Annotated in this window: 9 protein-coding genes; 5 read left to right on the top strand and 4 right to left on the bottom strand. The window is 39.6% G+C overall.

Annotated elements, in window-relative coordinates:
* A partial coding sequence (locus QNJ50_RS19230) for a Uma2 family endonuclease (RefSeq protein ID WP_300638192.1) occupies positions 1–313 on the top strand: 313 nt, incomplete at its 5' end.
* 41 nt (positions 314–354) lie between these two features.
* Here the strand turns inward: QNJ50_RS19230 and QNJ50_RS19225 are convergent.
* Positions 355–1,776, bottom strand: a complete 1,422-nt coding sequence (locus QNJ50_RS19225) for a 1-acyl-sn-glycerol-3-phosphate acyltransferase (RefSeq protein ID WP_300638190.1) — start codon at positions 1,774–1,776, stop codon at positions 355–357.
* Between the two features lie 187 nt (positions 1,777–1,963).
* Between QNJ50_RS19225 and proS the strand changes: the two genes are divergently transcribed.
* From proS to QNJ50_RS19210, 3 genes are all read left to right on the top strand, one after another.
* The gene (gene proS, locus QNJ50_RS19220; RefSeq protein WP_300638188.1) at positions 1,964–3,802 is read left to right on the top strand and encodes a proline--tRNA ligase; all 1,839 of its coding nucleotides are present in this window, start codon (positions 1,964–1,966) and stop codon (positions 3,800–3,802) included.
* Positions 3,803–3,893: 91 nt separating this feature from the next.
* Positions 3,894–4,700 carry a DUF2993 domain-containing protein gene (locus QNJ50_RS19215; protein WP_300638186.1) on the top strand — a complete coding sequence of 269 codons (807 nt, stop codon included), beginning with the start codon at positions 3,894–3,896 and terminating at the stop codon, positions 4,698–4,700.
* A 73-nt stretch (positions 4,701–4,773) separates the two neighbouring features.
* Entirely contained in the window at positions 4,774–5,349 is a 576-nt protein-coding gene (locus tag QNJ50_RS19210; RefSeq protein ID WP_300638184.1) for a GerMN domain-containing protein, read from the top strand.
* A gap of 116 nt (positions 5,350–5,465) precedes the next feature.
* Here the strand turns inward: QNJ50_RS19210 and QNJ50_RS19205 are convergent, their stop codons facing one another.
* The 3 genes from QNJ50_RS19205 to efp all read right to left on the bottom strand — a co-directional run bounded on the left by QNJ50_RS19205 (position 5,466) and on the right by efp (position 7,523).
* Positions 5,466–5,810: a metalloregulator ArsR/SmtB family transcription factor gene (locus QNJ50_RS19205; RefSeq protein ID WP_300638182.1), complete on the bottom strand. Its 345-nt coding sequence runs from the start codon at positions 5,808–5,810 to the stop codon at positions 5,466–5,468.
* A 62-nt stretch (positions 5,811–5,872) separates the two neighbouring features.
* A complete protein-coding gene (gene accB / locus QNJ50_RS19200; RefSeq protein WP_300638180.1) occupies positions 5,873–6,424 on the bottom strand; it encodes an acetyl-CoA carboxylase biotin carboxyl carrier protein in 552 nt (183 codons plus the stop codon).
* Positions 6,425–6,965: 541 nt separating this feature from the next.
* Entirely contained in the window at positions 6,966–7,523 is a 558-nt protein-coding gene (gene efp / locus QNJ50_RS19195) for an elongation factor P (protein ID WP_300638178.1), read from the bottom strand.
* Between the two features lie 507 nt (positions 7,524–8,030).
* On the opposite strand from efp, the gene QNJ50_RS19190 reads away from it, so the two are divergent.
* A complete protein-coding gene (locus QNJ50_RS19190; RefSeq protein WP_300638176.1) occupies positions 8,031–10,562 on the top strand; it encodes a cyclic nucleotide-binding domain-containing protein in 2,532 nt (843 codons plus the stop codon).
* Positions 10,563–10,771: the final 209 nt, after the last annotated feature.

Below are 10,771 nucleotides of genomic sequence, written 5' to 3'. Positions count from 1 at the left end.
AAATCGAGATGATGATTATCTTAGCTCTCATCCTTGCCCTGAAGATATATTACTTTTGATTGAAATTGCTGATTCCTCTTTAAAGTATGACCAAGAAGTGAAGTTACCGCTTTATGCTGAAGCAGGTATTCTCGATTATTGGATATTTAATTTAAATGATAATTGCTTAGAGCATTACAGAGAACCATTACAAAATTCTCAAGGCAAATTTGGTTATCGTAAAAAGATAATTTTTTTACCAAATGAAACTGTTAATTTACCTTGCTTTCCAGACCTAATTTTGGATTTATCTAAGGTTTTTCCCCAAAAATAACAAACTTTTATATAAATTAGAATCAAATCAATCACCAACCTTCAAAAAATCAAATCTTCCATCGCCTGTTGCAAATCTAAAGTCAACTGAGCAACAGCTTCCCTCGCACCTCTGCGCGACGACTTATAAGCAGCAAATCTTTCAGAAACAGATATCGGTTTTCCTATAGTAATTTTTGCTTTTTGTTTACCCAATTGGGGACGCTTGAAGGAATTACCACCCTCGATCCGAGTAACCATATCCCATAAAAGTAAAGTTGTCTCAGCAAATCTTTCGGCGCTGGGTTTTTCCCGCACATATTTACCCGTAACCGCCACAAAGCTTTCTACTAACCTCATGTGCCACATGCGCAGATTCGCTTCTTCTGCGATTTTGTCAGCTAAACCCCTTTCGACTGCTGACAAAGCCTTTATATCCTTAAATTCTTCCCGAAAAATATAGTTCCAACCAGCTTGCTCCACCCGACGACAGCGGTCAGTAAAGTTACCTTTAGGGCGTAAATCAAAATATTTTTCTGCAACTTGTAATGCAGTATCTAATAAAGCTTGCAAGCGTGCAGCGATCGCTTCGTTATCATCACTTGTGTCTGTTTCTGGAATTTTCGCAGTCGGTATATTTTGACCATAAAACCGTTGATAAAATTCTTCCATTAAAGACAGTAAATGTTTTGCCAAAGAAATTAAGCGAGGATAGAGAGATTCCTGTGGTAAACGAATATCATAACCGCTTTGGCTTGGAGTTAAACCGGTACTAATTTCTAACTCGGTTAAAATTTGTTCTATTTTCTCCCAGGGAGAATCAACATAACTGTATTGGATACCTATTGGTAGAATTAAAACTTGTTCGTTGCGCTGGGCTTTGTGCAAATCTTCCGCACACCAAAAGCTTAATTGAGCAATACCGGGTTCCAATGGATTGAGAATTTCGGAAAGTCCATTTGTTGCACCTTCCGGAGCAGCAGCTATGGGAAAATTTCCATTTGCAAATAAATTTCTTGCCGATCGCAAACCCGTCCAATCAGCTTTACCCCGTTGTATTGGGGTTCCACCCAAACGAGATAAAACCCAACCAATATGGGAACCAGCCCATAAAGGAATTCCCCGGTCATAGATAAAATGAGCGTGAATTGGATGTTGGAGAACTATTCCTCGTTCTCGTGCAGTTTGAGGTACAAGCTTCGAAAGCAAGTAACCAAGACAAAGTGGATCTTCCACTTGGGGATGACGAAACGCCACCATCAGGCGAATTTTTTTTTCCTGAAATTGGCGAATCAAATCGATTAAAATCTCAACATTGTCAGCTTCAACTTTGGCGATGCCTTCGGCCATGCCCAACGGGCTTATTGCTATTAAAGTATCGAGCCAAATTGGTAGTGCAAACTGAGTAAACCTGAGAAATAGAGGGTTAAGTGCTGGGGGTATAAACTCTAGGGGTGGCTGTGCTCGTTCAATCCGATGGGGCAAAATAGTTTTCTCCTAAAGTTATAAAAAGTGGAACTGTAAAAAGTGGAACTGCAAATAGTCAAATTCTAAGCAGCAAATTCTAAGCAGCGAACTTGTAAATAGTGCAACTGCAAACGGACGATTTTGACTTTTAGATAAGCTAAACATTATCTAAAAATTATCTAATTTTAATTAAAGGAACGAGAAAATGAAACTGTCACAAATGTTATTCGTTACCCTCAGGGACGACCCGGCAGATGCCGAAATACCCAGTCACAAACTACTTTTGCGTGCTGGCTATATTCGCCGCATTGGTAGCGGTGTATACGCGTATCTTCCCCTAATGTGGCGAGTTCTGCAAAAAATCTCCCAAATTGTGCGTGAAGAAATGAATGCTACCGGCGCACAAGAATGTCTGTTACCCCAACTCCAACCGGCAGAACTGTGGAAGGAATCCGGACGTTGGGATACATATACTAAGGCTGAGGGAATTATGTTTTCCCTTACCGACCGACGGGAGCAAAACTTAGCCCTCGGTCCCACCCATGAAGAAGTAATTACAACGGTAGCGCGGGATATGATTCGTTCCTACCGTCAATTACCTGTACATTTGTATCAAATACAAACAAAATTCCGCGATGAAATTCGTCCCCGCTTTGGTTTAATGCGCGGTCGGGAATTCATTATGAAAGATGGTTATTCTTTCCATGCTGATGAAGAAAGTCTGAAAGAAACCTATCAAGATATGTATCAAGCCTACAGCAATATGTTGCGACGCTGTGGTTTGACCTTTCGAGCAGTAGAAGCTGATTCCGGTGCGATTGGTGGTTCTGGTTCCACAGAATTTATGGTTTTGGCAGAAGCAGGGGAAGATGAAGTCCTTTACACTGAAGATGGTAAATATGCCGCGAATGTGGAAAAAGCTGTTTCTTTACCTCCCGATGCTGAAACTTCTCCCTTTAGTAGCTACGAAAAAAGAGAAACACCAGGGACAGAAACAATTGACAAGCTGTGTAAATTCCTCAAATGTTCCCCAACCAACGTAGTTAAAAATGTTCTTTACCAAACAGTTTATGACAACGGTACCACTGTGCTGGTAATCGTCAGTATTCGGGGCGACCAAGAAGTTAACGATGTTAAATTACAAAATGAATTAACAAGATTAGCTCCCAACTACGGTGCAAACAGCATTATTGCTTTAGATGTACCTAGTAGCGAAGCTCAATCAAAGTGGACAGCGAAACCCTTACCTTTAGGTTATATTGCACCCGATATTAGTGATGATTATATTAAATCTGGTTCTAATGAAAAGATAGTAGGAAAGTTTTTACACTTTGTAGATAAAACAACTATAGACTTAAAGAATTTTGTCACCGGTGCAAATGAAGCAAATAATCACGTAGTTGGTGCTAATTGGGGCGACCAATTCCAATTACCAGAAATTATTGTTGATGTACGCACAGCAAAAATTGGCGATCGCGCAATTCATGACCCCACAGAAACACTCCAGTCAGCTCGGGGAATCGAAGCCGGTCATATTTTCCAATTAGGAACAAAATACTCCCAAGCAATGGGTGCAACCTACACCAGCGAGCAAGGTAAAGATAAACCCTTATTTATGGGATGTTATGGCGTTGGGGTTTCCCGTTTAGCCCAAGCAGCAGTAGAGCAATCCTATGATGATAATGGAATTATTTGGCCGGTAGAAATTGCTCCCTACCAAGTCATCGTGACAATTCCTAATATCAAAAACGCCCAACAGGTAGAAGTCGGCGAAAAACTTTACGCGCAACTCAACCAAGCTGGAATTGACACCTTGCTTGACGATCGCAATGAACGCGGAGGAGTAAAATTTAAAGATGCCGACTTAATTGGTATTCCCTATCGCATTGTTACAGGTAGAGCTATCGAGAACGGGAAAGTAGAGCTAGTTGAACGTAAAACCCGTAAAACGCACGAAATTCCCATTAATGAAGTTGTATCTAAATTAGGGGAGCAGATTAAATCAGTTAACAGGGAACAGGGAACAGTGAACAGTAGACAGTAATTAAATAACAGTTAACAGTCAAATGTGGTCTGTAAGGTCTTGGCGCTAGCCATAAACTGATAACTGATAACTGTTAACTGATAACTGAACAATGGAATTACTGACGATTTTTCTATCCGGCTTGTTAGGTTTTATTACTCCTGCGGGGTTATTAGTAGATCGAACAGCAGAAAAAGCTATTCTTTCCCAACTGCAAACAGCACAGGAACTGCAAGTCAGAGTTGATAACATTCCCACACACCAATTACTACAAGGTCGGGTAGAAAAAGTCAGAATTGCAGGACGTTCTTTGCTCTTAAAAAAACAAAACATCCATATTTCACAGTTAGATTTAGAAACCGATCCAATTGAATTAGATATTCATGCTCGGGGAAAAAAAAGACTTCCGTTAAAAAAACCTTTACAGATGGGGGTACGTTTAGTTTTAACTCAACAAGATGTCAATAAATTATTAGAATCACCGGATTTTTTAAATCATTTGAAGAAGTTTAATCTTATTTCAGTATCTTCATCTAATAATTCTTCATCCGATGTATATAACTTAGCTAATCCTCAAATCAAAATTTTAGAAAACCGCTTGCGTTTCCAGCTAAAATTAAAACAGGAAGGGAACGGTAAGCCTCTAAATATCCGGGTGGAATCAGGACTAAATGTAATCGCAGGTAAACAGATTCAATTGGTAAATCCGACTGTAGAATTAAACCAAGAAAAAGCACCGGAAAAATTAATAAATCAAATTGTAAATAGTTTAAATGAACAATTAGATTTAGGTAATTTGGAAAGTGAAGGAATACAATTGCGGATTCTAAAATTGAATATAAAACCGGCAGCAATTGAAATTGCAGCATTTATAAAGATAGAGCCCTCTTCTAAATTTTTAGAAGAACTTAGCTCATAAGTCTTGTCTTCTCATCTACCCAATTTCTCCTCACAACATAAAGACTTTATCAACCCTGATGGATAATTTGGAAATGAAAGAACAACAAAAGTCTAAAGGTATCTCTTCGGCTGTAATTGCAGCTGTCTCCGCTGCTGTCGTGACCGTAGGTGGTGGTGTCGCTTGGTTGACTTCGAATACAAATCAAATCACCGATCCACCTGCTTCTGTGACTGAAATTCGAAATGTCGACATATATTGGCTTAGGAACGCCGGTACAAATTTAAAACTTGAATCTCAACGAATTCAGATTAAATCTAATAGTCGTCAACCCGATCGGGTATTACAAACAGCTTTTAAACAGTTACTCGCAGGTCCAAGAGAGGGCACTGAATCGACCACCATACCCCAGGGAACACAATTGTTGGGTATTAAGGTGGAATCTGATGCAGTACGCATTAATTTATCTGAAGAATTTACTAGTGGTGGTGGTAGTACCTCTATGACTGGTCGCTTAGGACAGGTAATATACACTGCCACAAGTTTAGATCCCAAGGCAAAGGTGTACATCGAGGTGAATGGTAAGCCACTCGAAGTTTTAGGTGGTGAAGGTTTAGTTTTAAACCAACCACTAACTCGCGAGAGCTTTAATCAAAATTTTGAACTTTGATTCAGGTTTATTTACGTGAAATTTATTCGCTCAAGATAGAACTATTATTTGTCAACAGTCCATGGTTATATTTGAGGCTTTGAATGTGTAAGTGCAATCGATTCATATTTCGATTACTACTTAGTGTTTAATACACGAAAGTTACGGGCTTGTTGTTCTAACCTTGTTGCAAGGCGATCGCAAACCCGATTACACAAATCAAAAATCATTTGGTCTTCAACACTGTAATAGGCACAAGTACCTTCACTACGTCGACTCAGAATACCCGCTTGCCACATAACTTTCAGGTGTTTTGATACATTCGCCTGAGAAGTTTGTGTTGCATCTACTAGCTCTTGGACGTTTTTTTCTTCGTCCCGTAGTAGATGCAACAATCGTAGACGCATTGGTTCGCTGAGTAGGCTGAAGTATTCAGCCACTTGTTGCACGACTTCAGAGGGCACAGGCAATACTTGTTTCATCAGAATTGACCCGCAAGAACTAACAAATTTTACAATGACATGTCCGTTATATAGATTAATACCTAATCTGGATTAATTCGCATCAAAGGTTGACCATATTCGACAGGTTCTCCATTTTGGACGAGTATTTCCATGACTTGTCCCGATATTTCTGCTTCAATTTCATTCATTAATTTCATGGCTTCGATAATACACACCGTTTGATTGCTACGGACTCGATCGCCGATTTCTACAAATGCAGCTTCCCCTGGAGCCGGAGCGCGATAGAAAGTTCCGACCATTGGAGAAGTAACCTCAACTAATCTTTGATCGATGACACTAGAATTAGTATTGGCTTGCGTACTACTAGTAGCATAATTATCTTGACTGCGATCGTTAAGTGAATCTGTAGTTACTGTTGATTGTAAGCTAGATGTGTTAGATGAGACTGATGTTAATCCTGAGTTTACCTCACTACCAGAGGAAGTTTGTTCTACAGATAACACCCGCTCGTTAAAACTAACAGCCTTACGAACAGCAATTTCAAAATCGTTACTTTTTAGGGTTACTTCTGCAATATCGGTTTGTGCAATAGTTACCAACAACTGGCGGATTTCATTAAAGTCCAATGGCACAGGTTTTAATACCTCAATAATTGTTTAGTTTTAGATAGGTTTATATTTCAAGAAAAATATTTCCAAAACAGGGAAATAAACTTGGTTAGATATGAGCATTCCAAGGGCGCGAAATTACAGTGGGGAATTATAGCGGCTTGCAAGTCAATGAAATACAGTGCGGCTAATCAGACAGGTCAAATCAAAGACTTTGCCGACGCCACAAACTCTGGTTGACAGGTAACAAAACCAGGTATGTTTTTCTTGCTAGAGGCTTGTACGCCTTTTACTAACCCCTGAGAGTTTTGATCACTTGGAAGTTTTACTCCTGGAAGTTTTTAACTGTATGGCTTGTATAGCTACTCATTGAGCGCAGTGGGGCGCATCTCACTCGCACAATTCTGCTATTGTTTGCTTGCAATAAAGGAATTTCAACCTCTTTTTATCGGTGGCAAAACCGCTGTATAACAGTTTTGCGTACGGATAAATCGCACCCTTTCCTGATGTCACAAATCCTGACTTCCAGGAGAATTGAGAGCACATATCTTAATTAAGATTTATGTTATTGCCTGCCTAAGTATTTATCATCACGAGTATCAATACGAATATGTTCTCCTTGAGAGATAAATAAGGGAACCATCACTGTTGCTCCAGTTTCTAGAGTTGCTGGTTTGGTTCCACCGGTTGCAGTATCGCCCTTAATTCCTGGGTCAGTTTGCGTGACTTCTAGAACTACCGCATTTGGTAATTCTACCTCTAATACTTGTGAGTCCCAGCTGACGACGTTCACTTCCATACCTTCTTTCAGGTACTTGACTCCTGTGCCAATTTGAGAATCAGTCAAGCGATTTTCTTCATAGGTTTCCATATCCATGAAAACGTAATCATCACCATCCTTGTAAGTATGTTGCATGGTGCTTTTTTCTAAAGTTGCTTGGGGTACAGTTTCCCCAGCACGGAATGTTCTTTCAACAACACTCCCAGTTTGCACATTTTTTAGTTTTGTGCGAACAAAGGCAGAACCTTTTCCTGGCTTGACGTGGAGGAATTCTACCACCCGCCATACAGACCCATCTAAAACAATCGATACACCGGGTCTAAAATCATTACTCGAAATCATGAAGCTTTCAAATTTGGAAGACAATCGGCATTTATTGTACCCCTCAAGGGGAAAATTTAGTTATTACTCATGACTGATTAGTGATTACTACTCATTGAAGGTAAAAGTTTAGTCGTTATTGGCGATAAATTCCAGTATCCAGCTAGACATTTTATAAAATTGGTTACCTGAAGTACTCAGCTGTATATCGTCCAAAAGTTATGTAATCAGGAATAGATCGGGTCAATTTTGCCAAAAAATTTTTTTTACTCAATCATTCACAATCTATATGATTTGTAATTGATTAATAAATGTAAATATATATATTTGTGACAATCTTAGGTTAAAGGATAATAGGTAATCTTTACCCCATTACCCATTACCCATTACCCATTACCCATTACCAATTTCCAATTTCCAATTCCCAAAAATCTATCTTTAGCAAGATAAGTTTTAACTTGTGGTTCGTGTCAGTATTTAGTGATAATTACTTACATGTATCAGGTCAGCCAGTGTTGAGTACATATAATGAATTTTCCAGATTCAGTTATCTGGCTAAAAGAACGCACGGCTTTAGGAATTCTTAAAGAAGATTCTCTGAGTGCGATCGCTCAAGCAATGGAATCACAGGCTTACCAAGCCAATGAAGTTGTTGTGAGTGAAGGTGAAGTACCTCAAGGGCTGTATATTCTCTTGGAAGGTAGGTTAGAAACTAATTGCAGCGAGTCAAATAATCCTGGAAAGCTGCGCGGTTTACTTCCTGGGAGTGCAATTAATCTTCAAGAATTACTTTTAAATGAAGTTACTTCATGCGCAGTTAAAACCTTAAGTGAATGTCAATTTTGGGTTGTCCCTGCTGCCAAATTTCGGCAAATAATTAACCAATTTCCGGAAACCTCTCAAGCTATTTCCCGTTTACTAGCAACTGAATTAGCCCAGTTAGCTTCAGCTTTAAGCTACGAACAAGAGCGCACAATCGCTTTGCGTCCTTACTTAGTTACCAAAGCCCAGCGAGGAATTATAGGTTCGAGTCGCTACGCAAAACGACTGCAAGAGGAAATTAAAAAAGTTGCAAATGAACGTTCTTCTGTATTGATTTTTGGGGAACCTGGCTTAGAAAAAGATAATATTGCTGCTTTAATTCACTTTAGTTCTAAGTATCGCCGTACTCCTATAATTCAAGTTAACTGTGCGATTCTCCAAGCCAGTGGTGCGGATTTATTTGGTCGAGTCGGGGGTAAACCGGGACTAATAGAATGGCTTGGTGAAGGAACTTTGGTTCTTAACAATATTCAAGAATTACCATCTCAACTTTTCCCAGTTGTAAACAATTGGCTGCGAACGGGTGAATATAAACTTATTAGCCGTTCGGAGACAGATGTAGTTGAACCCCGCACTAGTAAGGCTCGCATTCTGATTATTGGGGAAAAAAGACAAGCGGATTTGCAAAAATGTGTCGATCTAACCATCAATGTTCCCCCATTAAGAGTCCGGAAAACGGACATCGAAGCACAGGTAGAGTATTACATCAGCCTTTATTCCCGCGATAAAAGTATTCCTCGCCCGAAAGTCACCCCGGAAGCCTTACGACGTTTGCAATCCTATGATTTCCCTGGGAACTTAAAAGAATTACAAGATTTAGTTGAAAGGGCTATAGTTCAAGGTGGAGAAACACCGGAATTAACGGAAGAAACTTTCTGGTCAGTCGATACTAAGAAAAAACGATTTCGGGTCAATTTATTAAACGCCTACCCCAAGCTGAGAAGATTTTTGCGTGGTGCTTGGTGGACGGACAGAATTAATTATGGTTTTGTAGTCCCTATATTTGCCATTGTGGTCTTAGTACTGTTTCTAGGTCCACAAACCAGAGATCGAAATTTTGCTCTCAATCTGTTTTGGGCTTGGTGGTGGACTATTTCCCTGATAATATTTCCCTTTGTTGGTCGGATTTGGTGTTCGGTTTGTCCGTTTATGATTTATGGGGAGATTACCCAAAAAATATCTTTATGGTTATTCCCGAGAAAGTTAAAATCTTGGCCTAGACAAAAAGCAGAAAAATGGGGTGGATGGTTTTTATTTGGATTGTTCACACTAATTTTTTTGTGGGAAGAAATTTGGGATTTAACTAATACAGCCTATCTTTCAGCTTGTTTGCTGCTATTAATTACCGCCGGAGCAATGATTTTCTCCACAATTTTTGAACGGCGGTTTTGGTGTCGGTATTTGTGTCCCATTGGGGGAATGAATGGCTTATTCGCCAAACTCTCAATGACAGAACTGCGAGCACAGCAGGGAACTTGCTCGGCTGAATGTACTACCTATCAGTGCTATAAAGGTGGACCGGAAAAAGGAGAAGGGATGGAAACTGATGGATGTCCCGTATACTCCCATCCAGCCCAGCTAGAAGATAATCGAAACTGCGTGCTGTGTATGACCTGTCTTAAAGCCTGTCCTCACCGCTCTGTAGAGTTTAATTTACGTCCCCCTGGTATTGAACTTTGGACAACCCATGTCCCCCATAGCTACGAAGTTGCATTGCTATTTTTGTTATTTGGTGGGGTTTATCTTCATCACTTACCAGAATTACAGTTTTATTTGGGTTTAGAAATCAATTTAAATAACTTTTGGGCGCATCTAGGTTTATCACTATTAGCTTTAGTTATTCCCATAGCTATTTCTTTACTAGCAAATAGTTTCATCAAACTTTACTGCACTCAAAATCGTACCAAAGCTCGACCATTTATTAAACTTGCCTATGGTTATCTTCCATTAGTTTTAGGAGGAAACCTAGCCCATTATTTACATTTAGGTTTAACAGAAGGTGGAAGAATATTACCGGTTACTTTGGCAACTTTTGGTTTAGATGGGACACAATTACCGGTAATCATTGCTCATCCGGCTGTAATTTCCTTTTTACAGGGCTCTACTCTAATTATTTCTACATTACTAACATTTTTACTAACCCAAAAAATTGCTCGTCAACCTTTGAAAAAAATAATTTGGCAACATTTCGCGAGTTTAACTTTGGCAATTAGTATGTGGAAAATTATTCTGCTTTAACCGTTTATTTTAACCATTTATTACTTGTAGGGTGTGTTAGGCGCGCAAGAGAATCTCTTTTTTAGGTCACCTTCATCACCGCGCCGTAACGCACCGGTATATAATACAAATTTGGAAAAATAGTGAGACAAATAAATTTTGTAGAGACGCGACAGAGGCGACCGCCGACGCCGCAGGCTCTGTCGCGTCTCTACGGGATAATCTGTTGC

Origin of the sequence: Mastigocoleus sp. MO_188.B34 (genome assembly GCF_030065675.1) — a bacterium.
Taxonomy (GTDB): domain Bacteria; phylum Cyanobacteriota; class Cyanobacteriia; order Cyanobacteriales; family Nostocaceae; genus Mastigocoleus.
The sequence above is the reverse complement of the archived record's forward strand: the minus strand, read 5'-3'. Positions and strand labels throughout refer to the sequence as shown.

Coding starts and splice junctions, on each gene's coding strand:
- proS (WP_300638188.1), top strand. CDS start 1,964: ATGAAACTGTCACAAATGTTATTCGTTACCCTCAGGGACGACCCGGCA.
- QNJ50_RS19210 (WP_300638184.1), top strand. CDS start 4,774: ATGAAAGAACAACAAAAGTCTAAAGGTATCTCTTCGGCTGTAATTGCA.
- QNJ50_RS19205 (WP_300638182.1), bottom strand. CDS start 5,810: ATGAAACAAGTATTGCCTGTGCCCTCTGAAGTCGTGCAACAAGTGGCT.
- QNJ50_RS19190 (WP_300638176.1), top strand. CDS start 8,031: ATGAATTTTCCAGATTCAGTTATCTGGCTAAAAGAACGCACGGCTTTA.
- QNJ50_RS19215 (WP_300638186.1), top strand. CDS start 3,894: ATGGAATTACTGACGATTTTTCTATCCGGCTTGTTAGGTTTTATTACT.
- efp (WP_300638178.1), bottom strand. CDS start 7,523: ATGATTTCGAGTAATGATTTTAGACCCGGTGTATCGATTGTTTTAGAT.